Genomic DNA, 24,996 nt, shown 5'->3' on the forward strand with positions numbered 1-24,996 from the left:
CCCTGTGAAGTGGTGCATCCGTCTACATAATGGGGGTAGTAGCCCACCTCCCCACCGCTACCGCCGCGGCCGCGAAGAGCATGGCCGGACCATGGGGAATGCCGCCGCGGGCCGTGCCCGGCCGGCGGCCGGGCACGCTGCATAATAATCCGGCCGCCAGGGTCACCAGCCCGGCGATGACCATCGCGGCGAGCACCCCGGCGGCCCCGGCCAGCGCCGCGCAGGCCACGCCCAGAGGGAGCGCGAGCTTGATATCCCCGCCGCCTAAGCCCCCGGCCGGGCCCGGCAGCAAGGCCTGGGCCAGGTAGATGCCCGGCCAGACCAGCCCCACGGCCCAGGCGGGGTTGAAAAGCAGCGCGAGCACCGCCAGCGCCCCGGCGGGCAGCGTCAGCCAGTTGGGCAGGCGCCGGGCGCGCAGGTCCCACCAGCACAGCGCCGCGGCCCAGGCGGCCAGCGCCGCCAGACCTGCGAGCTGTGCGGCACTGACCAGTAGTGTTTCGCCCACGACGGGCCCGTTAGGCGCAGTGTGCACCATGAATTATTCCCCCGCTCCCCGAAGCTCTTGGTGCCTAGCTTAGGGGATCTGGCGCGGGGCTGCCCGGGGAGGGCGCCGTGCTGCTAGCTGCGCTTGGCGCGGTTGATGACCGAGCTTTGGCGGGCGGCCAGCGCGTTGTTGAGCGCGGAGATCATCTCTTCCTGCGGCGCGGGCTGGCCGGTAAACTGCTCGAACTGGCTAAAGGCCTGGTGTGCCAGCATGATATGCCCGTTGACCGTCGCGTAGCCATTGGCGGCCGCAGCCACAGTCAGCGGGGTCGGCCAGGGCTCGTAGATGACGTCGAGCACCGGCGCGTGCGCCAGATCCAGCAGGTAGTCCTCCAGCGCCGCCGATGGGACCGTGGAGACGATGACCCCGGTGTTCAGTGATAGCTGCTCCAGGTCGGTGTGGAAGTCCGTGGTACGCAGCTCGAGGCCCAGCTCGCGGGCCAGCGGCTCGAGTTCGGCCCGGCGGTCGGAGCGGTTGAGCACGGTGACGGTTTCTACCCCGCGCTGGGCCAGCGCCCACAGCGCCGGGCGCGCGGTGCCGCCGGCGCCGATCAGCACGGCCTCGCCGACCTGCTGGTCCCCCAGCAGGTGCTGCAGCGCGCCCACAACGCCCTCGGTGTCGGTGTTGTCCGCCCGCCAGCGCCCGCCGTCGAGCGGCACCAGAGTATTCGCCGAGCCGAGCAGTCGCGCCCGGTCGGTGACCTCGTCGGCGACCTCCACCGCGGCGAACTTGCCCGGCATGGTCACGGAGAAGCCGCGCACGTCGGCCGCGGCCTCGCGCACCAGGCGGGGCAGCTGCTCGGCGGTGCACTCCTGCCGGCCGTATTCCCAGTCCTCCAGGCCGAGGGCCGCGTAGCCGGCGTTGTGCAGCACCGGGGAGAGCGAGTGATCGATGGGCGAACCCAATACCGCCGCGCGTGGCATGTACGAGGCCTCCTAGCTTTCTAGGTTTATAGCGTTCTAGTTTTCGGCGTTGTCCGCGTCGGCCGGGTTGGTACCTTGGCGCTGGTGGTCCAGGATGCCGGAGTCAAGCGCCTCGCGGACCTTTTCCTGGTGCTCGTCGAAGTTGTTGGTGAACACGGTCGTGCCCTGATCGTCGACAGTGACGAAGAAGAGCCACTCGCCCTCGGCCGGGTGCTCCATCGCCTGGATGGCTTCCTCCGACGGCGAGGCGATCGGGGTATCCGGCAAACCTTCCTTGGCGTAGGTATTCCACGGCGTCTTGCGCTCGCGGTCCTCGTCGGTGGTAGCCAGCTCCACGTCCTCCAGGCCGTAGTTAACGGTGGAGTCGAACTCCAGACGCATGGGCTCGTCCAGGCGGTTCAGGATGACGCGAGCGACCTTGTCGAACTCACCGGCCGGCGCCTCGCGCTCGACCAGGGAGGCAGACGTCAGCAGCTCGTAGGGGCTCACGCCAATGGCCTGGGCCCGGCCCACAATATCGGTCTCGTTGTACTGCTCCGCCGAGCGCGAGACCAGGTCGGTCAGGATCTCCTCGGCGCTCATGTTCGGGTCCAGGATGTAGCGGCCCGGCGCAATGAGGCCCTCCAGGCGCTTGGGATCGTCGCCACGGGCCTTAACCGGCTCGACGGCCCATTCCGGCGCGCCCAGCTGCTTCGGGTCCGCGGTCGAGGCGACGCGCTCGAGCTCGTCCTTGTTGACGCAGCTGCCTTCCTCGCAGGTGACCTTCTCAATCATGGAGTAGATGCCGTAGCGCACGTCGCCGCCGATGACGGAGACGTCTTGGAGAGTGGCACCGCCCTGCACGTCGAGCAGATCCACCTGGTTGTTCAGATCGAGCAGCGCCTTCACGGCGGATTCCGCGCTCATCTCCTCCTGCAGGCGGTAGAACCCGGGCTGCAGGGAACCGGCGTCGACGTTGTTGGCCGCCGCAGTCTGGAAAGCCTCGTCGCTTTTGACCACGCCCTTGTCTACCAAGTCGGGGCCCAGCTGGGAGATGGAGGAGCCTTCCGGCACCTGGATAAGCTGCGTCACGCCGTTGCCCGTCCCTTCGAAATCGGTGCGCGAACCGCCCTTGTCGCCCACCAGGATCTGGCCGCCGATATAGACGATCGCGCCGATGATCAGCACGAAGGAGGCGATCAGCACGGCTAAGCCACGCTGGCGTCGCTTCACGAACTTCGGTTCCATGCGCCTAGCCAAGCGCTGTTCATTGCGGCTCACTAAATTAGTCTCCTGAGTTCGAAGGCTTTATTGGTTTGCGTCATTCTGGTTATCGGATAGTACCCGCGCGCGGGCGTCCAGCCAGCTTTGGAGAATCTCCACAGCAGCGGCTTGGTCAATCACTTTACGGCCCTTTTTCTCAGATACTCCAGAGGCACGCAAGGCTTGAGTAGCGACCACCGTGGTGAGACGCTCATCCGCCAATCTGACAGGTGCTAACGAAACCATCGTTTCAGACTTCGCCAAACGGCGACGGATACGAAACGCGATCTCTTTGGCGTGCTTCACACTCTTGGAGCCGTTGGCCTGCAAATCTCGCGGCAGACCCACGACTACTTCCGCCACTTGGTACTGTTCGGCCAGCTCAACGAGCCGATCGATGTCCGCACCGTCGCGGTCCTTGAAGCCGGTCACCCGGGCGACGGTTTCCACGGGAGTAGCCAAGCGCGCGTCGCGATCACTGACTGCTACCCCAATTCGGACGGTGCCGACGTCTACGCCGAGACGCCGGCCGGGGCCGGGGTCGTCCTGGCCGGGAGTATCCGGTGTGACTTTCGCCATAGTGCTTACAGGCTTTCCAGCATGTCCTTGACGGCCTCGAAGCCCCGCTCGGCGCCCTCGGCCAGCCGGCCGGAGCCCTGCGCCATGTCCGGCTTGCCGCCGCCGCGGCCGTCGACGTACTCGCCGAAGAGCTTGACGATGTCGCCGGCCTTCACGCCGCGTTCCACGGCGGACGGGGTCGCGGCGATGATGAAGGAGAACTTCTCGCCGTTCTTCGCGCCCAGGGCGATGACGCCGTCGCGGTCCTTCAGGCGGTTCTTCAGGTCGGTGGCCACGGTGCGCAGATCGTTGCCATCCGTGCCTTCCGGCAGGCGCAGCATGATGGTCTGGAAACCGTTGACCTCGCGGGCGGCGGCCACGAAGTCCGCGGCCTGGGCCTGCAGCTGGGCCTTGCGCAGGGTGGAGATTTCCTTCTCCGCGGCCTTGAGCTTCTCGCTCAGCTGGGCGATCCGCTCCGGCAGTTCCTCGGTCTGGACCTTCAGGTCGCGGGAAACGCCCTCGACCAGCGCGGCTTCCTTGGAGAAGTACTTGAACGCGTCCAGGCCGGTGTAGGCCTCGATACGGCGGGCGCCGGAGCCGACCGAGGACTCACCCAGCACGGAGACCGGGCCGACCTGAGAGGAGGCGCCGACGTGGGTGCCGCCGCAGAGCTCGATGGAGAACGGCCCGCCGATTTCGACGACGCGGACGTTGCGGCCGTAGTTCTCGCCGAACAGCGCCATCGCGCCCATCGCCTTGGCCTCCTCCAGGGAGGTCTCGATGGTGTTGACCGCCAGGTTGGAGTCGACCGCCTGGTTGGTGATAAGCGCGATCTCTTCCATCTGGGCCTCGGTGAGCTGGTCGGTGAAGTTGAAGTCGAAGCGCAGGTAGCCCGGGCGGTTCAGAGAACCGGCCTGGACCGCGGTCGGGCCCAGCACCTGGCGCAGCGCGGCGTGGATGAGGTGGGTGGCGGTGTGCGCCTGGGTGGCGCCGTGGCGCCAGGCGGCGTCGACCTCCGCGGTCATGCGCGTGCCCAGATCCAGCCCGCCGGCGGTGACGGTGGCCTTGTGGACCCACAGCTTCTTGCCGATCTTCTGCACGTCGTCGATCTGCAGGGTGGTCTCCCCTGCCACCAGGCGGCCGCGGTCGGCCATCTGGCCGCCGGACTCGGCGTAGAGCGGGGTCTGGTCCAGGATAACCTCGACCTCGTCGCCCACCTCGGCCTCGGTGACCTTCTCACCGTTGCGCACCAGGCCGATGACCTGGGCGTCGGAGCTCAGCTCCTCGTAGCCGGTGAAGACGGTCGGCTGGTTGTCCACCCACTCGCGGTACAGGGACTCGTCGGTGTGCCCGTGCTTCTTGGCCCGGTTATCGGCCTTGGCGCGCGCCTTCTGCTCGGCCATGGCGGCCTCGAAAGCGGGCATGTCGACCTCGAGGCCGGCCTCGGCGGCCATCTCCAGGGTCAGGTCGATCGGGAAGCCGTAGGTGTCGTGGAGGGCGAAGGCGTCCTCGCCGCGCAGGGTCTTCTGGCCGGCGGCCTTAACGGCTGCGGCGGCCTCGTCGAAGCGGTAGGTGCCGGACTCGAGGGTCTTCAGGAAGGCCTTTTCCTCGTTCTTGGCCACGCGCAGGATGCGCTCGCGGTTGTCGGCGATCTCCGGGTAGGACGGCTCCATGGTGTCCATGACCGTGGTCAGGAAGCGCTCGATGGTCTCCCCGGTCGCGCCCAGCAGGCGGGCGGAGCGGATGATGCGGCGCAGCAGGCGGCGCAGGATGTAGCCGCGGCCCTCGTTGGACGGGGTCACGCCGTCCAGGATGAGCATCATGCCGGTGCGGGAGTGGTCGGCGATGACGCGGAAGCGGATGTCGTCCTCGTGGTTCGAGTTGTACTTCGAGCCGGTCAGCTCCTCGGCCACGTCGATGACCGGGCGCAGCAGGTCCGTCTCGTAGACGTTATCCACGCCCTGGAGCAGGCAGGCGACGCGCTCGATGCCCAGGCCGGTATCGATGTTCTTCTTCGGCAGCTCGCCGACGATTTCGAAATCGCCCTTGCCGTTGCCCTCGCCGCGCTCGTTCTGCATGAAGACCAGGTTCCAGATCTCCATGTAGCGGTTGTCGTCCGCCGCCGGGCCGCCTTCCTTGCCGTATTCGGCGCCGCGGTCGTAGTAGATCTCGGAGCACGGACCGCAGGGGCCGGGCACGCCCATGGACCAGTAGTTGTCCTCCATGCCCATGCGCTGGATGCGCTCTTCCGGCACGCCGATCTTGTCGTGCCAGATGCTGGCGGCCTCGTCGTCGGTCTCGTAGACGGTGACCCAGAGGCGATCCGGGTCCAGGCCGAAGCCGCCGTCGTCGACCGAGTTGGTCAGCAGCTCCCACGCGTTAGTGATAGCGCCTTCCTTGAAGTACTGGCCGAAGGAGAAGTTGCCGGCCATCTGGAAGAAGGTGTTGTGGCGGGTGGTGATGCCGACCTCTTCGATGTCCAGGGTGCGCACGCACTTCTGGATGGAGGTAGCCAGCCCGTTCGGGAAAGGCGGGTTCTGCTGGCCCAAGAAGTAGGGCTTGAAGGGAACCATGCCGGCGTTGACGAACAGCAGGTTAGGATCGTCCAGGATCAGCGAGGCGCTGGGGACGGGCTCGTGGCCCTTCTTCACAAAATGCGCAGTAAAGCGCTCCCGAATCTCGTGGGTCTTCACCAGGTAACTTCCTTTGATTATCGACTAACGTCAGTAACAGCGCTCAACTTTACCCGCCCCACAGCTGTGGGTGAAGTTCGGGACGCCCGAATCGCCCCGTCCCACCGGCTGTACCGCGCGCCGCTCCGGCACCGCGCTAGCCCCGGCTCGTCCCTGCTCGGCCGCTAGCCGCGCCCGCGCCCGCGGACGATGTCCCGCAGGCGGCCCAGGAAACCGCGCACGCGCTTTTCCGCGCCGTGATCGGTGGGCTGGTAGTAGACCGCGTCCGCCAAGGTGTCCGGCAGGTACTGCTGGGCCACCACCCCGCGCGGATCGTCGTGCGGGTAGACATAGCCCACGGCATTGCCCAGGTCCTTCGCCCCGGCGTAGTGGCCGTCGCGCAGGTGGGCGGGCACGAAGCCGGACTTGCCGGCGCGCACGTCGTCCAGGGCGGCATCGATAGCGCCGATGACCGAGTTCGACTTCGGCGCCGTGGCCAGATGAATGGTGGCCTGCGCCAGCGGGATCCGGGCCTCCGGCAGGCCGATCAGTTGGGCGGCCTGGGCGGCGGCCACGGCGGTCGGCAGCGCGGTCGGATCCGCCATGCCGATGTCCTCCGAGGCGTGAACGATGAGCCGGCGGGCGATAAACCGCGGGTCCTCCCCCGCCTCAATCATGCGGGCCAGGTAGTGCAGGGCCGCGTCCGGATCGGAGCCGCGGATCGACTTGATGAACGCGGAGACGACGTCGTAGTGCTGGTCGCCGTCGCGGTCGTAGCGCACCACCGCCTTGTTGACGTTGTCCTTAATGGTCTGGGTATCCAGCTCCCCGCCGTCGGGCACGGCCTCGGCCGCGGCCTCCAGGTAGGTCAGCACGCGGCGCGCGTCGCCGCCGGCCAGCAGCACCAGCTGGTCCCGGGCCTCGGCGTTCACGGTGATGCGGCCGGCCAGGCCGCGCTCGTCTCCTACCGCCCGGTCGACCAGTGTCTTAAGATCCTCGTCGCCGAGCGGGTTGAGCTGCAGCAGCAACGAGCGCGACAGCAGCGGGGAGACCACCGAGAACGACGGGTTCTCCGTGGTCGCGGCGACCAGCAGGACCGTGCGGTTTTCGACCGCCGCCAGCAGCGCGTCCTGCTGCGTCTTGGAAAAGCGGTGCACCTCGTCAATGAAGAGGACGGTGCGCGCGCCCCGGGCGGCCTCGTACCGGGCCTGGGTGATGACCTCGCGGACCTGCTTGACGCCGGAGTCCAGCGCGGACAGGCCCACGAAATTCTGCCCCATCGCGCTGGCGATCAGGGAGGCGATCGTGGTCTTGCCCGTGCCCGGCGGGCCGTAGAGGATGACGGAGGCCTCCCCGGAGCCTTCCACCAGCCGGCGCAGCGGCTTGCCGGGGTCTAACAGGTGTTTCTGGCCGACGACCTCGTCCAGGGTGCGCGGGCGCATGCGCGCGGCCAGCGGCGAGCCCGCGTGGGTGCTAAACATCTGCTGCCCGCGGCCAGCCAGCCCGCTGGGCTGCTCGGATTCCGGGGTCGGGGAAATCCCACCGAAGAGATCTTCTTGAGCCACGGTGGCTGGCACCTCACTTTCTTCTACAACATCCGGGGCGGCAACGCCGGGGTCCGCGCCGCGCCGATCTAGCGCTGGCCGGGCTCGCGCAGGCGCTGGGCTACGACCGCGCCGAAGTCGGCGGCCGGGCGACAGTCGCCGTCCTCGCAGCGGTTGGCAAAGCGCGACAGGGCCTCGAAGGTCTCGAAGAGATCGCGGCGGATGAGCAGCTCGTCGTCGCTGAACGGGCCGTGCTCAGCGGTGCGCAGGAGGGACTGCTCCGGGCCGAGCGGGATTTCCTCGTGGCCGCGCAGCACGGCGGCGAGCACCTCTACCCCGCCGGCGGACATGGTGGTCAGGCTGGAAAAGGCCCAGCCGACCAGGCAGGCGGTGACCAGGTGCTGGATCTGGCCGGCGTCTTTAAACTGCGGCCACAGGCTGTGGACCTCCCGGGCCCAGGCCTCGATGAAGACGTCGGCCTCCGCGTCGGAGACCGGCTGGGCGAAGAGGAACTGCGGGAAGCCGGCGACGACGCAGGCGACGTCGAAGCCGACGTTGCGGAAACCGGCCCACTCGTAGTCCAGGAAGTGGATGTTGTCGGCCACGATGATGTTGTCCGGCGACAGGTCAAAGGGCGTGAAGGCGCGGTAGCGGCCGGACTGCAACGACTTGGCCGCCTGGTCCGCCAGGTCCTTGACCTCCTCGGGGACCTCCAGGCCGGCGGCCTCGGCGATGGTCACCCCACGGTAGATGGAGTCATAGAGCGCCTTGTCGCGCATGACCTGGTTCTCGGCGTATTCCGGGTGCTTTTTCAGCATCCGGGACAGCAGCAGGTCGTAGTCCTGCTCGCGGTCGGCGGTGCCGGCGTGCATCTGGCCCAGCTCCGCGCCCAGGGAGCGCAGCAGCGTTCGCCGCACGTCCGCGTCGGCGGACTCGAGGGCCTCGGCGAAGGTGTCGGTGTTGCCCGAGTCGGTGAGCACCACCACGCGCTTGTCCACGTCGTGCGCCAGCAGCACCGGCCCGGGGCGGACGTCCGCCGCCAGGGAGTTGGTGAACTGGTAGGCCACGATCTCCCGGAGGAAGGCGGCGTCGTCGACGGCGTAGCCCGTGGCCGGGTTGTGCTTGATGACCACCGACCGATGCGGGAGGAACGGGGAGTTGGCCACGCGGGCCCGCAGCACGACCGCATGCCCGGACCCCACCAAGGCTTCGACGTCGCTGAGCTTTTGCGTTCCCCCGAACCGGTTGGACAATAAGTCCTCAGCAAAGGCGACAATTGCCTGCTGGTCGGGCTGTGCAGTCTCCACCTAAAATCTCCTCCTGGGGTAAGCGTTAAGCCCCGGAACACGCACCGCGTGGCCCGGGGCGTGCCGCCTTAGTTATCCGTCGAGTCGGGCGCCTTCGGCTTGGTTTCCTTGTCCGCCTTGGCGTTCTTTTCCGGCTTGAAGTCCACGCCGGTCTCCTTGCGCTGCGCGGCCGGGATCGGGGCCGGAGCATCCGTCAGCGGGTCGACGCCGCCGCCGGACTTCGGGAAGGCAATGACGTCGCGGATGGAGTCGAAGCCACCCAGCAGGGAGACGATACGGTCCCAGCCGAAGGCGATGCCGCCGTGCGGCGGGGCGCCGAAGGCGAAGGCGTCCAGCAGGAAGCCGAACTTCTCGCGGGCCTCCTCCTCGCCAATACCCATGACGTTGAAGACGCGCTCCTGGACGTCGCGCTGGTGGATACGGATGGAGCCGCCGCCGATCTCGTTGCCGTTGCAGACGATGTCGTAGGCATACGCCGTGGCCTCGCCCGGGTTCTCGTCGAAGGAGTCAATCCACTCCGGCTTCGGCGAGGTGAAGGCGTGGTGCACGGCGGTCCACTTGGAGTGGCCCAGGGCCACGTCGCCGGAGGCGGTGGCGTCGGCGGCCGGCTCGAACAGCGGGGCGTCGACGACCCAGGTAAACGCCCAGTCACCTTCCTTGATGAGGTCCAGCTTGCGGGCGATCTCACCGCGGGCGGCGCCCAGCAGGGCGCGGGAGGACTTGGTGTCACCGGCGGCGAAGAAGATGGCGTCGCCCGGCTTGGCGCCGACGTGCTCGGCGATGCCTTCGCGCTCGGCGTCAGTGATGTTCTTGGCCACCGGGCCGCCCAGGGTGCCGTCCTCGGCGATGGTGATGTAGGCCAGGCCCTTGGCGCCGCGCTGCTTGGCCCAGTCCTGCCAGGCGTCGAACTGGCGACGCGGCTGGGAGGCGCCGCCGTCCATGACGACCGCGCCGACGTATTCGTTCTGGAAGACGCGGAAGGTGGTGTCCTTGAAGAACTCGGTGCACTCCACGATCTTGATGTCGAAGCGCAGGTCCGGCTTGTCGGAACCGTAGTACTTCATGGCGTCCGCGTAGGTCATGCGCGGGATCGGCGTGGTGATGTCGTAGCCGATGAGCTTCCACAGGGCGACCAGGATTTCCTCGGCCAGGGCGATGACGTCGTCCTGGTCCACGAAGGACATCTCGACGTCCAGCTGGGTGAACTCCGGCTGGCGGTCGGCGCGGAAGTCCTCGTCGCGGTAGCAGCGCGCGATCTGGTAGTAGCGCTCCATGCCGGCGACCATGAGCAGCTGCTTGAACAGCTGCGGGGACTGCGGCAGGGCGTACCAGGAGCCCGGCTTCAGGCGGGCCGGCACGAGGAAGTCGCGCGCGCCCTCCGGGGTGGAGCGGGTCAGGGTCGGGGTCTCGATCTCGGTGAAGTCGTGGGAGTCGAGGACCTGGCGGGCGGCGCGGTTGGCGGCCGAGCGCAGGCGCAGGGCGTTGCCCTGGCTCTCGCGGCGCAGGTCCAAGTAGCGGTAGCGCAGGCGCGCTTCCTCGCCGACCTCGCCGGAGGTCGACGGATCGTCAATCTGGAACGGCAGCGCCGCCGACTTGTTCAGCACCTCCAGGTCGGTGACGTTGACCTCGATCTCACCGGAGGGCAGGTTCGGGTTCTCCGAGCCCTCCGGGCGGGCCTCGACCACGCCGGTGACCTTGATGCAGTACTCGGACCGCAGGTCGTGGGCGCGCTCGGCGACCTCGGACTCGCGGAAGACTACCTGCGCCAGACCGCTCCGGTCGCGCAGGTCAATGAAGATAACTCCGCCGTGGTCACGGCGGCGAGACACCCACCCCGTAAGCGTTACTGTCTCGCCGGCAATATCCTTGCGGAGCTCGCCCGCCAAATGGGTACGCAGCACTGTTGCTCAAATCCCTTCACACATAGCTTCCTCGGTAGCTTCCGCGCCCCCAAAGCCCGGCGCGCTGCAGGCACCGCTGAGCGCGCATCACGCAGCGCCCGCGGCGTCCCAGCGGCCAGCCCGGCGAAGGGAGGCAGAAGTTGACGTTTTCAGTCTACCCACCCACGGCAAGCGGCAGTGACTTATCCCCCACCTGCCGGCGCTGGGCGCGAACCGTTATCCGGTATGGCCTCCGGTGGAACCCCGGCTTTACGTGGCCTTTGTTCGACCCTCGCCTACAGTTTCAGCCGCCTCCGGTGGGCCCGATCGCCTATTCCGCGCGGGAATTTTCGGACGCTAAAGAGGTAGATAGGGCTCGGACATGGCACACTTAAGCCATGACTTTTCGCAGTGGCGGTGACATTAGTGGTAAACGGGCGCGTACCGGCGGTGGCGGGCGCGGCGGTGTCGTGGCGGCCGGCGGCGGCCTGGGTACCGTGGTTCTGATCGGTCTCTACCTGTTGCTGGGCGGCAGCCCGGGGCAGCTGGGCGGCCTGCTCGGCTCCGAGGAGCCGGCGTCCCAGTCCGGTGCCGGGGCGGAAGCCGGCGGCCAGCTGGATCATTGCCAGACCCCCGAGGATGGCAACAAATACGACGACTGCCGCGTGGATTTCACCGGCGTTTCGCTGGACCGCGTGTGGAGCGAGGTCCTGCCGGAGCAGGCCGGAATCGAGTACACCGAGCCGGAGCGCGTGGTCTTCGAGCAGGCGACCCAGTCGGGCTGCGGTGCCGCCTCGGCCGCGACCGGCCCCTTCTACTGCCCGGCGGATAACACCGCATATTTCGACACCTCCTTCTTCCAGCAGCTGGAAAGCTTCGGCGGTTCCTCTGCCCCGCTGGCGCAGATGTACATCGTGGCCCACGAGTTCGGCCACCACATCCAGAACCTCGAGGACACCCTGGGGCTGTCGAACTACGACGACCCGGGCGAGGATTCCAACGCGGTCAAGATTGAGCTGCAGGCCGACTGCTACGCCGGCATCTGGGCCTCCCACGCGGACAAGGGCGAGGACGCCCTCCTAGAGCCGATTACCAAGGAGCAGGTCGCCGAGGCCATCGAGACCGCCCGCGCGGTGGGCGATGACAACATCCAGTCCCGCTCCGGCGGGCAGGTGGATCCCGACTCCTTTACCCACGGCACCTCCGAGCAGCGCCAGGAATCCTTCCTGGCCGGCTACCAGACCGGCTCCATGAAGTCCTGCGACACCCTGGGCCGCGGCGCCTACAAATAAGCCAGTAGCTCAGTAGCCGACTCAGGCCCCGGGTGGGATACCGCACCGGGGCTTTAGTCTGCGCAAATCCTGTCCGCTCCCCCGTCGCTGCTCCCCACGGCACGCGCCGCTCCGAGCTCTACACTGGGTGCCATGACTACCGACGCGCACTCCGGCCACGGCGCCCACCGCTTTATCGCCGCTTTCAACGACATCGAGCAACACCTCCGCGCCCGGCTCAAGGCCCGGGACGGGGACTCTTTCCGCCGGCTTATCGACTCCGCCCGGCACGAACACCTGCTCAACGCCCAGCAGGCCGAGGCCTTGCATGATTACACGAGCCTGCGCAACGCCATCTCCCACGGGCGCTACCACGACGGCGCGCCGATAGCGGAGCCGAACCCCCGGGTCATCGACCAGATCGAGCGGCTACGCGACTTGCTGATGGACCCGCCCGGCGCGGTAGCGCGGCTAGGGGATCAGAAGGTGGAGACGGTAACGCCCGAGGACTCGCTGCTCTCGGCGCTGGAACTCATCCGTACCCACGGGTTTTCGCAGTTGCCCGTCTACGACTCCGGCACCTTCCGCCAGCTTTTGACCACCAACACCATCGCGCACTGGGTGGCGGCCGATTTGGGTGATAACCAGACCATCGACGCCCGCACGGTGGCCGACGTGCTGGAGCGGGCGGAAAACACCGATCGGGCGGTCTTTATGCCGAAGACGGTGGGCGCGCAGGCGGCTATCGATGCCCTGACCTCCCCGGCGCGCGATGGCTCCCTGCCCTTCGCGCTCATTATCACCGAGACCGGCGAGAAGTCCCAGCGGCCCATCCGCGTGATTACCCAGTCTGACGTGGGCGTTTTGCTGGAGTCCGTGGAGTGGGAATAACTTCCCTCGAGATTTTGTTGACACGTCATAGATAGTTGATCGAGAAAGGATCCCACCATGCAATTCGGCATCTTCACCATTGGCGATGTGACCACTGACCCGACCAACGGCACCACCCCCACAGAGGCAGAGCGCATCCGCAACATGACGGAGATTGCGCTCAAGGCCGAGGAGGTCGGCCTGGACGTCTTCGCCACCGGCGAGCACCACAACCCGCCGTTTGTCCCGTCCTCGCCCACGACGCACCTGGCCTATATCGCCGCGCAGACCCAGCGCCTGCAGCTGTCGACCTCGACGACGCTTATCACCACCAACGATCCGGTCAAGATTGCCGAGGACTACGCCTTCCTGCAGCATCTGTCCGGCGGGCGCGTCGACCTGATGATGGGCCGCGGCAACACCGGCCCGGTCTACCCGTGGTTCGGCAAGGACATCCGCCAGGGCATCCCGCTGGCGGTGGAGAACTACCACCTGCTGCGCCGTCTGTGGCGCGAGCCCTCGGTCAACTGGCAGGGCAAGTTCCGCACCCCGCTGCAGGCGTTTACCTCCACCCCCGCCCCGCTGGACGGTATCCCGCCGTTCGTGTGGCACGGCTCTATCCGCTCGCCCCAGATTGCCGAGCAGGCCGCCTACTACGGCGACGGCTTCTTCCACAACAATATCTTCTGGAACAAGGAGCACACGGCCAAGATGGTGCACATGTACCGCCGCCGCTACGCCAAGTACGGCCACGGCCGGGAGGACCAGGCCATCGTGGGCCTGGGCGGCCAAGTCTTCATCGCGGACACCGAGCAGGAGGCCAAGGACTTCTTCCGCCCCTACTTCGACAACGCCCCGGTCTACGGCCACGGGCCGTCGCTCGAGGACTTCACCGAGATGACCCCGCTGACCGTCGGCACCGCCGAGCAGGTCATCGAGCGCACCATGCAGTTCGCCGACTGGGTGGGCGACTACCAGCGCCAGCTCTTCCTCATCGACCACGCCGGCCTGCCGCAGGAGGTCGTCCTCGACCAGATCGAGCGCCTGGGCACCCAGGTCGTGCCGGAGCTGCGCCGCCGCTTCGAACAGCGCCGCCCGGATCACGTCCCCTCCGATCCGCCGACCCACGCCAGCCTGCGCAACACCCCGGATTCGCCGCACTTTCGCGTCAACCCCGGCGAGGAAAGCTAAACTGCCGGGAACCTAGCCCCGCCCTATTCACCGGCCCCGTATACCAACCCAAGGAGGTTTTTACCGTGCACACCCTCGTGGTCGTGACCGCCGGCCTGTCCACCCCCTCTACTACCCGCCAGCTAGGCGAGGAGCTCGCCGCGGCCACCGAAGCCCGCGTCACCGCCCGCGGGGAGGGCCTCAACATCGAGTTCATTGAGGTCCGCAACCTGGCCCAGGACCTGACCAACGCCATGACCAACTGGGGCGCGGCCACCCCGGCGCTGGACGACGCCCGCCGGCTGCTCAGCTCCGCCAGCGCGCTCATCGCGGTCACCCCGGTCTTCCAGGGCAGCTACTCCGGGCTGTTCAAGATGTTCTTCGACACCCTGGACCCGCAGGCCATCACCGGCATGCCCACGCTCATCGCCGCGACCGGCGGCTCCTCGCGCCATGCGCTCATCCTGGACTACGCCCTGCGACCGCTGATGAACTACCTGCACGCCGTGGTGGTCCCCACGGGCATCTACCGCGCCACGGAGGACTACGGCGCGGCCCCCGCCGGCGGCGAGGCTGGCCACGGGGGACTGAGCCCCAACCGCATCAGCCAGGCCGCCGAGCAGCTGGCCGACCTCATCGTCACGCCGACGGACCGGGTGGGCGGCCTGTCCGCCTCCCCCGCGGTCACGCGTTCGGCGCCCAGTCGGCGCAACGGAATCGACTACGAGGACGACTTCACCCCCATGAGCGAGCTCCTCGGCGGCGACGCCAATTCCGGCGCCGAGGCCAGCGCTGCCGCCGCCCCCGAACCGGGCACGAGCGTGCGGGACGCGACCGGGTTTGTCGACGTCAGCCCGAACGCCGCGACGAGCGAGCAGGAAACGCAGGAGACGGAGAAGTAACCCACACGCCCATTGTGGGGTTCGTCACGTAGACTGGGGCGAGACAACTTTCCCCTTAAGTTACAATCCACGTCTGTTCGCTCAGAGAAAGGTGGCTTGAACTCAACATGACAATTAGCGTCGTTGATATCTTCTCCATCGGGATCGGGCCCTCCTCGTCCCACACCGTCGGCCCCATGCGCGCCGCCAAGGCGTTCATCGACTCGCTGCCCCAGCTGCCCGCGCGCGTCCACACGGAGCTGCGCGGCTCCCTGGCCGCGACGGGCCGTGGGCACGCGACCGACCGCGCGGTCATCCTGGGCTTGGCCGGCTGGACCCCGCTGACGGTGCCGCTGGACGCCGAGCCGGACCCGTCCAGCCCCATCCCCTCCGAAGGCCGCGTCACGGGCCCGGCGGGCAGCCTGGAGTTCGAGATTAGCTTTAACAATGAGCCGGTGCCGGAGCACCCGAACTGCCTCATCTTCAGTGCCTGGGACGCCGCCGGCAACGAGATCGCCACGGGCCAGGAGTGGTTCTCCGTGGGTGGTGGCTTCATCCTCTCCCGCGCGGAGCTGGAGGCGGAAAAGGAAGCCACCAGCGAGGTGCCCGCCGGTATCGCCGCGGCCGCCGTTGGTGACCAGGTGCCTTACCCGTTTACCTCGGGCGAAGAGCTGCTCGAGCTGTGCGAGGCCCACGACCTGCCGGTGTGGGAAATCGTTTTGGCCAACGAGGCCGTGCTCCACCGCAGCTCCGGCGGCGCGGACCACGTCCTGCGCCACCTCGACACCGTCTGGGACACCATGCGCGAGTGCGTGACCGAGGGAATCTCTACCAAGGGCACCCTGCCGGGCGGGCTGCGCGTGCCCCGGCGCGCCCCGCAGGTCTACCAGACCCTGCTGGAAAAGCAGGAGGATCCCTCCTGCGGCTTCTCCGCGATGGAATGGACCAACCTCTACGCCCTCGCCGTCAACGAGCAAAACGCCGCCGGCGGCCGCGTCATCACCGCGCCCACCAACGGCGCCTGCGGGATCATCCCCGCGGTGCTGCACTACGCGCGCGACTTCATGGCCAATTTCACCCGCGAAGACGCCCGCCGCTACCTGCTGACCTCGGGGGCTATTGGAACCATCATTAAGGAAAACGCCTCCATCTCCGGCGCCGAGGTCGGCTGCCAGGGCGAGGTCGGCTCGGCCTCCGCGATGGCCGCGGCCGGCATGTGCGAGCTGCTGGGCGGCAACGCCCGCCAGATCGAAAACGCCGCGGAGATCGCCCTCGAGCACAACCTGGGGCTGACCTGCGACCCGGTCGGCGGCCTGGTGCAGATCCCGTGCATCGAGCGCAACGCCATCGGCGCGGTCAAGTCCATCAACGCCGCCCGCATGGCCATGCTGGGCGAGGGCACGCACTACGTCTCCCTGGACAACGCCGTGCAGACCATGGCGGAAACCGGCCGGGACATGCTCTCCAAGTACAAGGAGACCTCCCTCGGCGGCCTGGCCAAGACCATGGGCTTTTCCGTCACCCAGGTCGAGTGCTAAGCCTAGCCACTGGGACGTTGCCGCCCCGGCCTGCCTAGACCGCCACCTCCGGGTGCAAGTCCTTCATCGCGATGTGGCGCCCGCGCCGGGCGCCCACCACGGCGACGGCCAGGAAGATGACCCAGATGATCGCCAGGACCCCGACGGCCTGCTGCAGGCGCGGATCGGCGGTGTCGTAGTGGAAGATCATCTGCCGCAGGAGGTTCGTCGAATAGGTCATCGGGTCGAAGTTGTGGAACCACTGCAGGAACGCCGGCTGGGTCTCCGGCGGGTACAGGCCACCGGAAGAGACGATCTGCAGCGACATCAGGGAAATGCAGATCACCCGGCCCACGGTAGCGCCCAGCAGGGCGTTGATGCCCAGCGCGATGGCCTGGAAGGTCACCGCGGTCAGGCACATGGCCAGCCACATGCCCACCTCGTGGCTGGCGTTGAGGCCTAGCGCCAGCTTCTGGACCAAGAACATGACGGTGGCCTGGGCAATGCCGACAATGGCCGCCGGCAGGTAGGAAGCCAGCACCACGCGCAGCGGGGACATGCCGGACTCGATGGCGCGGCGCTGCAGCGGGTGCAGCACCATGAAGGTGACCGTGGCACCCATGAACAGGCCCAGCGAGATGAAGATCGGAGCTAGCCCCTCGCCAAAGATGGCGAGGCCGTCGCCCTGCTGGTTCTGCTCCACCGGGCTCGACATGGCGCCGGCGTAATCGGCGCGCTCGTCGTCGCCGTAGTGCGGAACCTTGCCGCCGGCCTCAGACAGTTTCAGGGCGAGCGTGTCCGAGCCCTCGTCGAGCTGGACCAGCCCGTCGCTTAGCTGCTTCGCGCCCACTGAGAGCTGTTGCGAGCCATCCACGAGTTTGCTGGTGCCCTGGCTCAGCGTCTGCGTGCCGACTACGAGCTGGCTCGAGCCGTCGTTGAGTTTGTGCAGGCCCGTCGCCAGCTGCTGAGAGCCGTCGGAGGCGCGCTGCATGCCCTGCGAATACTCGCTGGCCGGGTCGGTGAGCTGGCGAGCGATTTCCCGCGCGCCGCCGCTGAGCTTTTCCACGTCGCCGAGCACCGGCGAGTCCGGGCCGAGGGCCTGCGTGCGCACCTGCTCGATGACCCCGTCCAGTTGGTTGGCCAGGTCCTGGGCCGGCGGCAGGCCGGTGGCCCGTAGCTGGCTGGAGACGTTAACCAGTCCCGCCAGCAGCTGTGCCTGGGCGTCGGCGGCCTGGCCGACCATGTCGGAAATCTGATCCACGCCGCCGGAGACCTGGCTGGCGCCCTCACCCAGGCGCTGCGTGGCGGAGTTGAGCTGCCCCAGCCCGCCGGCCAGCTGGTCGGCCGCATTACTTGCCGTGCCCAGGCCCCGGTCGAGCTCCTGGGCGCCGGACTCGAGCTTCTTCGCGCCCTCGTCCGCGGTCACGATGCCGTCGTGGAGCTCGCCGGCGCCGGAATCCAGCTTCTTCGACGCGTCAACCGCACTGCCGGCACCGTCGGAGAGCTCGTTCGCGCCGTCGGCGGCCTGGTTCACCCCGTCCCCGATGGTGTTGAAGCCGACCAGGAGGTTGTCGGTCACGCGGGTGCCCAGCTCCTCGTTGATCGTGCCCAGCACCGTGGAGACCACTTGGTTGCCCAGGGTCTGCGCGATCTGCCCGTTGTCGTTGTTGAACGTGGCGTTCAGGCTCGCCCGCCGCGGGTTATCCCCACGGACGGAGAGCACCGACTCGGAGAAATCCTCCGGCAGTTCCATGGCGAAGTAGTACTCGCCGCTGCGGACCCCGTCACGGGCGGTATCCGCGTCCACGACGTCCAGGTTGAGTTGGCCGGAGTCGGCCAGCCGGTCGGTGATCTGCTGGCCGGCGTCTAGGTGCTCGCCGTCGGCGTCGGCGCCCTTGTCGGAGTTGACGAAGGCGACCGGCAGCTCGTTGACCTTGCCGACCGGGTCCCAGTAGGACCAGACGAAGAGGCCGCCGAAGAGCAACGGCAGCAGGATAATGACCACGAAGGCCAGCGGCGGCAGCTTGCCGTGTCCGAAGCGGCGGATCTCAGTGCCTAGGTGTGTCAGGTTCATGCCTGCTCTCCTTCCCCATCCGCGTTCCCAGTCGGGGGCTCAGCCATAGCCATCTCCGAATCATGGATGCGCACTTCGTGGTCGGCGAAGCCGGAGGTATCCGCGTTCGCGCTAATGCAGACCACCGGCAGGCGGTCCGCCAGGCGGCGCACGGTGGCAAGGAAGTCCTCGCGCAGGCGCCAGGAGCGCAGCTGGTCCACGTCGTCGATGACCAGCGCCACCGCCTCGGGCCGGGAGATAAGCGCAAGTGCTACGCGCAGCTTTAAGCGGGTGAGAACGTCGAGTTCGCCCACCTTGGTCTTCCGGCAGGCCTCCTCGTCGAGGTCGATCTCCAGCGCGCTAAAGGCGTCCTGGACGCGCTCGTTGGACATAATCTTGCGGGGTGTGAGCCGGTACCACGGGCTGGTCCAGGCCAGCTGCTCGCGCACCACGGCCCGCACCGGGACGAGGCGCTCCAGGCCGTCGATCTCCGGGGTGCCGGCATAAGCGATGTCGGAAAATAGCTTGCGGGCGGGAATCTCTACCCCGGCGGCGTGCGCGCCGCCATCCTCGTACTGCCCGGCTTGCGACGGGGTCCAGCGCACCTCGCCGCCTTTCTTCTTCATCCGACCGGCAAGGGTCAGGCCTAGCACGGTGGCGGAGGCCTCCCGGCTGACGTGCAGCAGGTTGAGGCCTTCGACAAGGTGGAAGTCCGGTACCGCAAAGCCGGTGCTCAGCACCAGGTTATGGGTGCTGCACAGGTAAGCTTGTGTCATGGTGGCGGTTACTCCGACTTAAAAAGCACCCTTCAAAAATGGTTAATACCTAAAGCGGAGGGTGTACTATCAGTTAACGTAAATATACTGAACCCTCGCCGCCGACAATGTCAACTAACCCGCGAAAGGAAGCGTCATGCGCGCCGATGCCGCCCGCCGCCGCCAAGCCATAATCACCGCAGCCCTCGAGCTGTTTCGTGCGCACGGCAACAACGTCAGCTTGGAAAAGATCGCCGCGCACGCCGGCGTCGGCATCGCCACGCTCTACCGCAACTTCCCCGATCGGCAGGCGCTCATCGACGAATGCGTGAGCACGTACGCCCAACGCTTCATCGATACCCAGAACACGTTGCTGGAGCGTTTGGACTCGGCACCTGAGTCCGCGGGTGAGACCGTGTGTGAATACGCCCGCCAGTTGCTCTCGCTGGGGCTGGGCGTGCTTATCCCGAATTTCCTGCCGTCCAACCTGGATTCTCTGCCCCCGGAGCAGAAGGCCTTGCAGAACGAGCTGATGGACAACGGTGCCCGTTTCATAGAAAAGACGCGCGCCCTGGGACACGTTGGTCCCGGGGTCACGCACCTCGAGTTCATCGCCGGCCTGCTGGCACTCCAGCGGCCGCGCGACATCGACCTAGGCGAGGCCGAGTCCGACCTCGACAACGCGATGGTTCGGATCTACCTCGCCGGTATCCGGGTCGGGATTAGACCCGACTAGCGATGGTCTCGACGACCTGGTCGAGCGAGACCTCCTGCTGTTCGTGGGCGGCCAGGTCCTTGACCGCCACGGTGCCGGCGGCGAGCTCGTTCTCGCCCAGCACCAGCGCCAAGCGGGCGCCGGCGCGGTCCGCACCCTTCATAGCGCCCTTCAGGCCGCGGTCGCCGTAGGCCATGTCGGCCGAAATCCCGCGGGCGCGCAGATCGTTAACCAGCCGCGCCATCTTCTGCTTGGCCTCAGTACCCAGCGCGACGCCGTAGACGTCAACGCGGCGCTCGGTGCCGTCGAGGGTAATGCCCTCCGCCTCGAGTGCCAGCACCGCGCGGTCCACGCCCAGGCCGTAGCCGATACCGGAGAGATCCTGGCCACCCAGCTGGGCCATCAGCCCGTCGTAGCGGCCGCCGCCGCCGATGCCGGACTGGGCGCCCAGGCCGTCGTGGACGAACTCGAAGGTGGTCTTGGTGTAGTAGTCGAGGCCGCGCACCATCCGCGGGTTGATGGTGTACGGGACCTCCATGTCCTCGAGCAGGCCCCTGACGGTCTCGAAGTGCTCCCGGCACTCGTCGCTCAGGTAATCCAGCATGAGCGGGGCGTCCGCGGTGGCCTCCTGGATTTCCGGGCGCTTATCGTCCAGCACGCGCAGCGGGTTGATCTGCGCACGGTGGCGGGTCTCTTCGTCCAGGTCCAGCTTGAACAGGAATTCCTGCAGCTTGTCTCGGTACTGCGGGCGGCAGGTGTGATCGCCCAGGCTGGTCAGCTCCAGGCGGAAGCCGCTCAGGCCCAGCGCGCGGTAGGAGCGGTCTGCCAGGGCGATGACCTCGGCGTCCAAGGCCGGGTCGTCCACGCCGATGGCCTCGACGCCAACCTGCTGCAGCTGGCGGTAACGGCCGGCCTGCGGGCGCTCGTAGCGGAAGAAGGGGCCGTAGTAGTTCAGCTTGACCGGCAGCTGGCCGCGGTCCAGGTTGTGCTGGATCACCGAGCGCATCACGCCGGCAGTGCCCTCCGGGCGCAGCGTCACCGAGCGGTCGCCGCGATCGGCAAACGTGTACATCTCCTTGGAGACCACGTCGGTCGACTCGCCCACGCCGCGGGCGAACAGGGAGGTGTCTTCGAAGACGGGCAGCTCAATGTGCTGGAATCCGGCCAGATGGGCCTGCTCGACCATGGTCTGGCGGACCTTGTAGAAGGTGGCGGACTCCGGCGGCAGGTAGTCCGGCACTCCCTTCGGGGCGGACAGGGGCTTAAACTGCTTCTTCTTGTCACTCACGCTCATCTACATTACCCGTCCGACCTTGAGCAAAAAGGGATTGGCCCCCCGCTCCTGCCGCATGGTCGAGGTCATCCCGTGGCCCGGCAGGACCGCCAGGTTATCGGCCAGGTTCCACACGGGCCCACGCAGGGAGGCGTCCATGGCCGCCGGATCCGAATGCGGCAGGTCCGTGCGCCCGATGGAGCCACGGAAGAGCACGTCACCGGTAAACGCCACCTCCTCGTTGACCAGCAGGACGCTGCCCGGCGAGTGCCCCGGCGCGTGGCGGATGGCAAACTTCAGGCCAATCAGCTCGAGGTCCTCCCCGTCACGCAGGTGGCGTACATCAGTAATCGGGACCATGTGGGCGGCGTCGAAAAGCACCTTGGATTCCTCGGATACGCCCGAGCCGTCTGCCAGCATGAACTCGTCTTCAGCGTGAATATAGACCGGGCAGTTGTGCTTTTGGGCCAGGTCTCCGGCGTTGCGCGTGTGGTCGATATGCCCGTGGGTGAGCACCACCGCTTCCAGGGTGACCTGGTGTTCGTTCAGCAATCCTTCCACGCGATCCAGCGCGTGCATACCGGGGTCGATGACGAATGCCTTGTCCTCGTGCGTGACCAGGTAGCAATTCGTCTTGTAGGGACCCGCGGTGAAACCGTAATACTGCATGCCCTCCAGAATAGTGACTCGGCCCCGCAGCGACTACGACCGCTCTCCTCCGCCACCACCGGCCGCCACGCCCCATTCAACAACAACCTGACGAACCGCAATAGGAAAAGCCGCCGCCCCGCAAGTGCAGGACGACGGCGTTGAAGCGCGCGAGCGCGGACTACTTCAGGGCGGCCAGGGCGGCGTCGTAGTCGGGCTCGGTGGTGATTTCGTCCACCAGCTCGGTGTAGACGACCTTGTGGTCGGCATCGGTGACGACCACGGAGCGCGACAGCAGGCCCTTAAGCGGGGAGCCTTCCAGGGCCACGCCGAACTTCTCGCCGAAGTCGGTGCGGAAGTCGGAGCCGCTGACGACGTTCTCGATGCCCTCGGTGGAGCAGAAACGGGCCTGCGCGAAGGGCAGGTCGCGGGAGACGGACAGCACCACGGTGTTGTCCAGGCCGGCGGCCTTCTCGTTGAAGTTACGCAGCTGGGCCGCACAGACGTCGGTGTCCAGCGACGGGAAGATGGAGATAACCAGGCGCTTGCCGGCGAAGTCCTGCGCGGTAATTTCCTTCAAGTCGGTACCGACCAGGGTGAAGTCCGGAATCTGCTCGCCTACTGCGGGCAGCTCACCGGTGGTCGTCGTTGCATTTCCATCAAAGTTAACGTTTGCCATGGCCCCGAGGATACCCACACTGTCTAATGCCTGCCACGGCCCTGCTAAAGCCACACAGTCCCCGGCCTAATCCCCCACCTAGGACGGGCGACGCGATAGGATTGTGTGCCAGTTGGTTCGGGCCGCGCCGAAAGCGTCCCGGACCGGAAGACGTGTTCATTCTGCCTACTGTGTAACGAGGAAAACTACAGTGCCTGATAACAAGAAGCGCAGCGAGGAGGCCTTGGCCAACCTCAACCGTGAGCTCAAGTCCCGCGAGCGCAAGACCAAGACCCGCCCCATCGGCGTGGCTTTGATCGCCCTGCTCGCCATCGTCGCCCTCGTCGGCGGCGTCTGGTTCATGGCCTCCCGCGATAGCTCCGACGAGGAAATCACCGCGGAGGACCAGAACACTACTGAGACCACCGAGTCCGAAGAGCAGCCGGAGGCCGTCGCGCTGACCGGCAAGCGCACCCAGGCACTCCCGGAGACCGTCACCTGTGAGTACCCGGAGACGCAAGGCCAGGATTCCAACGGCGCTACCGTCCCGAACGGCGACGACATCTCCACCAAGGGCACCGTGAAGGTTAACTTCGCTACCAACCAGGGCGACATGGAAATGGAGCTCGACCGCTCCGTGGCTCCCTGTACCGTCAACGCCATCACTCACCTGGCCGATGAGGGCTACTACGACGGCAGCGTCTGCCACCGCATGACCTCCGGCGGCCTGAACGTCCTGCAGTGCGGCGACCCGACCGGCACCGGCTCCGGCGGCCCGGGCTTCAGCTTCGCCAACGAGTACCCGACCGAGGAAGACGCCGAGGCCGGCCAGCCGGTGACCTACCCGAAGGGCTCCATCGCCATGGCTAACTCCGGCAAGGACACCAACGGCTCCCAGTTCTTCGTCAACTACGCCGACTCGCAGCTGGCACCGGACTACACCTACTTCGGCAAGCTGACCGACAAGGGCCAGGAAACCCTCGACAAGATCGCCGAAAAGGGCGTCGAAGGCGGCCAGCCCGACGGCAAGCCCGCCGAAGAGGTCAAGATCGACAAGGTCTCCGTCGAGTCCTAACGAATACTCAGGAGGTGAAGCCCCCAGGCCACCTTCCTAAACGCCAAGCCCCGGCACCCGCGCACCCTCGCGCCGTGCCGGGGCTTTCCCGTATCCGCACCACCCCCGCCAAGCAGCCCCCCATAGACCCCTCCAACTTAGGTTACCCACACTCAGTAGATTCTTAGTTTTTCTTTAGGTATTACCAGTTAACCCTTTGTTTACCTGCGATTCTAGATTCACTAAGAACTCTACGATTACGGTCCGATTTGGCAGTTTCCTTAGACAGGTCTTGCAAACCCCTGCCCGTATCGCTACTATTTGTAGCGTCTGCAAGTACTCCACGGAATCTAAGGATTTTGATAATGAAGCTTTTCTCCCGTAAGTCCCTGGTTGCTGGTGCAACCGCCATCGCCGTTTCCTTCGCTGGCGTCAACGTTGCCACCGCTGAAGAGTCCGGCGCCGGTGAGACCTCCACCGCCGCCACCTCGACCCCCGAGGCTCCGAAGGACGACAAGGACCAGAACGACAACGGTTCTTCCTCCATCTCTGACCTGTCCTCCAGCGAGGGCGAGAACGGCGAGAAGAAGGACACCAAGAAGATCGCTGAGGAAGTCAAGGCTTGGGTCGGCGTCGCCAGCGCCATCATCGGTGTGCTGGGCTCCCTGTTCGCTTTCTTCAGCAAGTACATCGACCTGCCGGGCCAGAAGTAATTCGGCTTGTACTAGCTGCTAGCTAGCACGCTTTATACCCCGTGGTTTTATCCACGGGGTATTTTTTATGCCTTGGTTCGGGATCCGGTTGTGTGTTCGGCTTTCGGCTTTGCTGATCTGTTTTGGAGCTTAGTCTTGGCCGAGGCCCTTGACGTCGCGGAAGACGTCTGGGTCCATGGCCTTGCCTTCTTGGATGACGGCGATTTGGCCGGTGGGCTCCAGGATCATGGCTTGGACTTCCTGCGTGCTGCCGAGGCCGGCCTTGCGGATGGCCGAGTAGATGTCGGTGTCGCTGACGTGGGCGAAATCGGCGTTGGCCTCGACCTTCTCCCCGTGGTGCATGATGAGGATGGGCTTGCGGTCGATGAACCGGGACCAGCCCACAGCGTTGCGCAGCACACCGAAGGCGGCCTCCAGCCCCATGAGCGTGGCTAGGCCTAGGACGCCGGCGGCCAGTGACGGGGGCACGCCGACGATGACGCGGCCGGCGACGGCGCCGAACATGATGATAATGACAGCATCGGAAGCAGTCATGGAGGTCAGCACGCGGGAGCCAAAGACCTTCACCAAGAGCATGAAGGCCAGGTAGATGCCGATGGAGGCCAGGATGACGATCGGGATGCGGTGCCACTCCAGCCCCAGCTGGTAGTAGGCCTCGTCCAGAAGAATTTGCTGCCAACTCACGTGCCCTAGCTTAGTCCCTGATAGGTACGGCTATGGGAACGCTGGTGGTTATTGCTTGGCTACG

The 24,996-nt window shown here is 66.6% G+C and carries 22 protein-coding genes; 8 read left to right on the top strand and 14 right to left on the bottom strand.

Annotation, left to right across the window (positions count from 1 at the left end):
- Positions 1 to 22: 22 nt before the first annotated feature.
- The 8 genes from VVS03_RS00820 to aspS all read right to left on the bottom strand — a co-directional run bounded on the left by VVS03_RS00820 (position 23) and on the right by aspS (position 10,691).
- Entirely contained in the window at positions 23 to 505 is a 483-nt protein-coding gene (locus tag VVS03_RS00820) for a prepilin peptidase (RefSeq protein ID WP_368534549.1), read from the bottom strand.
- Positions 506 to 618: 113 nt separating this feature from the next.
- On the bottom strand, positions 619 to 1,467 hold the full coding sequence (locus VVS03_RS00825) for a shikimate dehydrogenase (RefSeq protein WP_368533957.1): 849 nt from the start codon (positions 1,465 to 1,467) through the stop codon (positions 619 to 621).
- 36 nt (positions 1,468 to 1,503) lie between these two features.
- A complete protein-coding gene (gene mltG, locus VVS03_RS00830) occupies positions 1,504 to 2,694 on the bottom strand; it encodes an endolytic transglycosylase MltG (protein ID WP_368534061.1) in 1,191 nt (396 codons plus the stop codon).
- Positions 2,695 to 2,754: 60 nt separating this feature from the next.
- On the bottom strand, positions 2,755 to 3,288 hold the full coding sequence (gene ruvX, locus VVS03_RS00835; RefSeq protein WP_368533956.1) for a Holliday junction resolvase RuvX: 534 nt from the start codon (positions 3,286 to 3,288) through the stop codon (positions 2,755 to 2,757).
- A 5-nt stretch (positions 3,289 to 3,293) separates the two neighbouring features.
- Entirely contained in the window at positions 3,294 to 5,960 is a 2,667-nt protein-coding gene (gene alaS, locus VVS03_RS00840) for an alanine--tRNA ligase (protein ID WP_368533955.1), read from the bottom strand.
- Positions 5,961 to 6,124: 164 nt separating this feature from the next.
- Positions 6,125 to 7,504: a replication-associated recombination protein A gene (locus tag VVS03_RS00845; protein WP_409338385.1), complete on the bottom strand. Its 1,380-nt coding sequence runs from the start codon at positions 7,502 to 7,504 to the stop codon at positions 6,125 to 6,127.
- Positions 7,505 to 7,572: 68 nt separating this feature from the next.
- The gene (locus VVS03_RS00850) at positions 7,573 to 8,790 is read right to left on the bottom strand and encodes a phosphotransferase family protein (protein ID WP_368533954.1); all 1,218 of its coding nucleotides are present in this window, start codon (positions 8,788 to 8,790) and stop codon (positions 7,573 to 7,575) included.
- 68 nt (positions 8,791 to 8,858) lie between these two features.
- Positions 8,859 to 10,691, bottom strand: a complete 1,833-nt coding sequence (gene aspS / locus VVS03_RS00855; RefSeq protein ID WP_368533953.1) for an aspartate--tRNA ligase — start codon at positions 10,689 to 10,691, stop codon at positions 8,859 to 8,861.
- A gap of 377 nt (positions 10,692 to 11,068) precedes the next feature.
- Between aspS and VVS03_RS00860 the strand changes: the two genes are divergently transcribed.
- The 5 genes from VVS03_RS00860 to VVS03_RS00880 all read left to right on the top strand — a co-directional run bounded on the left by VVS03_RS00860 (position 11,069) and on the right by VVS03_RS00880 (position 16,400).
- The gene (locus tag VVS03_RS00860; protein WP_368533952.1) at positions 11,069 to 11,962 is read left to right on the top strand and encodes a neutral zinc metallopeptidase; all 894 of its coding nucleotides are present in this window, start codon (positions 11,069 to 11,071) and stop codon (positions 11,960 to 11,962) included.
- Positions 11,963 to 12,094: 132 nt separating this feature from the next.
- Positions 12,095 to 12,832: a CBS domain-containing protein gene (locus VVS03_RS00865; protein WP_368533951.1), complete on the top strand. Its 738-nt coding sequence runs from the start codon at positions 12,095 to 12,097 to the stop codon at positions 12,830 to 12,832.
- Positions 12,833 to 12,889: 57 nt separating this feature from the next.
- Complete coding sequence (locus tag VVS03_RS00870) at positions 12,890 to 14,002, top strand: LLM class flavin-dependent oxidoreductase (RefSeq protein WP_368533950.1); 1,113 nt, start codon at positions 12,890 to 12,892, stop codon at positions 14,000 to 14,002.
- 65 nt (positions 14,003 to 14,067) lie between these two features.
- Positions 14,068 to 14,883 carry an FMN reductase gene (locus VVS03_RS00875; protein ID WP_368533949.1) on the top strand — a complete coding sequence of 272 codons (816 nt, stop codon included), beginning with the start codon at positions 14,068 to 14,070 and terminating at the stop codon, positions 14,881 to 14,883.
- A gap of 107 nt (positions 14,884 to 14,990) precedes the next feature.
- Entirely contained in the window at positions 14,991 to 16,400 is a 1,410-nt protein-coding gene (locus tag VVS03_RS00880) for an L-serine ammonia-lyase (protein ID WP_368533948.1), read from the top strand.
- 34 nt (positions 16,401 to 16,434) lie between these two features.
- On the opposite strand, the gene VVS03_RS00885 is transcribed toward VVS03_RS00880, so the two are convergent.
- On the bottom strand, positions 16,435 to 18,453 hold the full coding sequence (locus tag VVS03_RS00885) for a YhgE/Pip family protein (protein ID WP_368533947.1): 2,019 nt from the start codon (positions 18,451 to 18,453) through the stop codon (positions 16,435 to 16,437).
- Entirely contained in the window at positions 18,450 to 19,208 is a 759-nt protein-coding gene (locus VVS03_RS00890) for a hypothetical protein (RefSeq protein WP_368533946.1), read from the bottom strand. Before VVS03_RS00890 ends, VVS03_RS00885 begins: the two co-directional genes overlap by 4 nt.
- Positions 19,209 to 19,344: 136 nt before the next feature.
- Between VVS03_RS00890 and VVS03_RS00895 the strand changes: the two genes are divergently transcribed.
- On the top strand, positions 19,345 to 19,923 hold the full coding sequence (locus tag VVS03_RS00895) for a TetR/AcrR family transcriptional regulator (RefSeq protein ID WP_368533945.1): 579 nt from the start codon (positions 19,345 to 19,347) through the stop codon (positions 19,921 to 19,923).
- On the opposite strand, the gene hisS is transcribed toward VVS03_RS00895, so the two are convergent.
- The 3 genes from hisS to tpx all read right to left on the bottom strand — a co-directional run bounded on the left by hisS (position 19,910) and on the right by tpx (position 22,502).
- Positions 19,910 to 21,196 carry a histidine--tRNA ligase gene (hisS, locus tag VVS03_RS00900; protein WP_368519243.1) on the bottom strand — a complete coding sequence of 429 codons (1,287 nt, stop codon included), beginning with the start codon at positions 21,194 to 21,196 and terminating at the stop codon, positions 19,910 to 19,912. The genes VVS03_RS00895 and hisS overlap by 14 nt on opposite strands.
- On the bottom strand, positions 21,197 to 21,844 hold the full coding sequence (locus VVS03_RS00905; RefSeq protein WP_368534550.1) for an MBL fold metallo-hydrolase: 648 nt from the start codon (positions 21,842 to 21,844) through the stop codon (positions 21,197 to 21,199).
- A gap of 160 nt (positions 21,845 to 22,004) precedes the next feature.
- The gene (gene tpx, locus VVS03_RS00910; RefSeq protein WP_368534551.1) at positions 22,005 to 22,502 is read right to left on the bottom strand and encodes a thiol peroxidase; all 498 of its coding nucleotides are present in this window, start codon (positions 22,500 to 22,502) and stop codon (positions 22,005 to 22,007) included.
- A 190-nt stretch (positions 22,503 to 22,692) separates the two neighbouring features.
- On the opposite strand from tpx, the gene VVS03_RS00915 reads away from it, so the two are divergent.
- Positions 22,693 to 23,556, top strand: coding sequence for a peptidylprolyl isomerase (locus VVS03_RS00915; protein WP_368534552.1), 864 nt, complete (start codon positions 22,693 to 22,695; stop codon positions 23,554 to 23,556).
- Positions 23,557 to 23,900: 344 nt separating this feature from the next.
- Positions 23,901 to 24,248, top strand: coding sequence for a hypothetical protein (locus VVS03_RS00920; RefSeq protein WP_368534553.1), 348 nt, complete (start codon positions 23,901 to 23,903; stop codon positions 24,246 to 24,248).
- A gap of 129 nt (positions 24,249 to 24,377) precedes the next feature.
- On the opposite strand, the gene VVS03_RS00925 is transcribed toward VVS03_RS00920, so the two are convergent.
- Positions 24,378 to 24,932: a DUF421 domain-containing protein gene (locus VVS03_RS00925; protein ID WP_368534554.1), complete on the bottom strand. Its 555-nt coding sequence runs from the start codon at positions 24,930 to 24,932 to the stop codon at positions 24,378 to 24,380.
- Positions 24,933 to 24,996 lie beyond the last annotated feature (64 nt).

Source organism: Corynebacterium sp. LK2537 (assembly GCF_040946485.1).
GTDB lineage: Bacteria > Actinomycetota > Actinomycetes > Mycobacteriales > Mycobacteriaceae > Corynebacterium.

Coding starts and splice junctions, on each gene's coding strand:
- VVS03_RS00825 (WP_368533957.1), bottom strand. CDS start 1,467: ATGCCACGCGCGGCGGTATTGGGTTCGCCCATCGATCACTCGCTCTCC.
- mltG (WP_368534061.1), bottom strand. CDS start 2,694: ATGGAACCGAAGTTCGTGAAGCGACGCCAGCGTGGCTTAGCCGTGCTG.
- ruvX (WP_368533956.1), bottom strand. CDS start 3,288: ATGGCGAAAGTCACACCGGATACTCCCGGCCAGGACGACCCCGGCCCC.
- VVS03_RS00860 (WP_368533952.1), top strand. CDS start 11,069: ATGACTTTTCGCAGTGGCGGTGACATTAGTGGTAAACGGGCGCGTACC.
- VVS03_RS00865 (WP_368533951.1), top strand. CDS start 12,095: ATGACTACCGACGCGCACTCCGGCCACGGCGCCCACCGCTTTATCGCC.
- VVS03_RS00870 (WP_368533950.1), top strand. CDS start 12,890: ATGCAATTCGGCATCTTCACCATTGGCGATGTGACCACTGACCCGACC.
- VVS03_RS00880 (WP_368533948.1), top strand. CDS start 14,991: ATGACAATTAGCGTCGTTGATATCTTCTCCATCGGGATCGGGCCCTCC.
- VVS03_RS00885 (WP_368533947.1), bottom strand. CDS start 18,453: ATGAACCTGACACACCTAGGCACTGAGATCCGCCGCTTCGGACACGGC.
- VVS03_RS00890 (WP_368533946.1), bottom strand. CDS start 19,208: ATGACACAAGCTTACCTGTGCAGCACCCATAACCTGGTGCTGAGCACC.
- VVS03_RS00895 (WP_368533945.1), top strand. CDS start 19,345: ATGCGCGCCGATGCCGCCCGCCGCCGCCAAGCCATAATCACCGCAGCC.
- hisS (WP_368519243.1), bottom strand. CDS start 21,196: ATGAGCGTGAGTGACAAGAAGAAGCAGTTTAAGCCCCTGTCCGCCCCG.
- VVS03_RS00905 (WP_368534550.1), bottom strand. CDS start 21,844: ATGCAGTATTACGGTTTCACCGCGGGTCCCTACAAGACGAATTGCTAC.
- tpx (WP_368534551.1), bottom strand. CDS start 22,502: ATGGCAAACGTTAACTTTGATGGAAATGCAACGACGACCACCGGTGAG.
- VVS03_RS00920 (WP_368534553.1), top strand. CDS start 23,901: ATGAAGCTTTTCTCCCGTAAGTCCCTGGTTGCTGGTGCAACCGCCATC.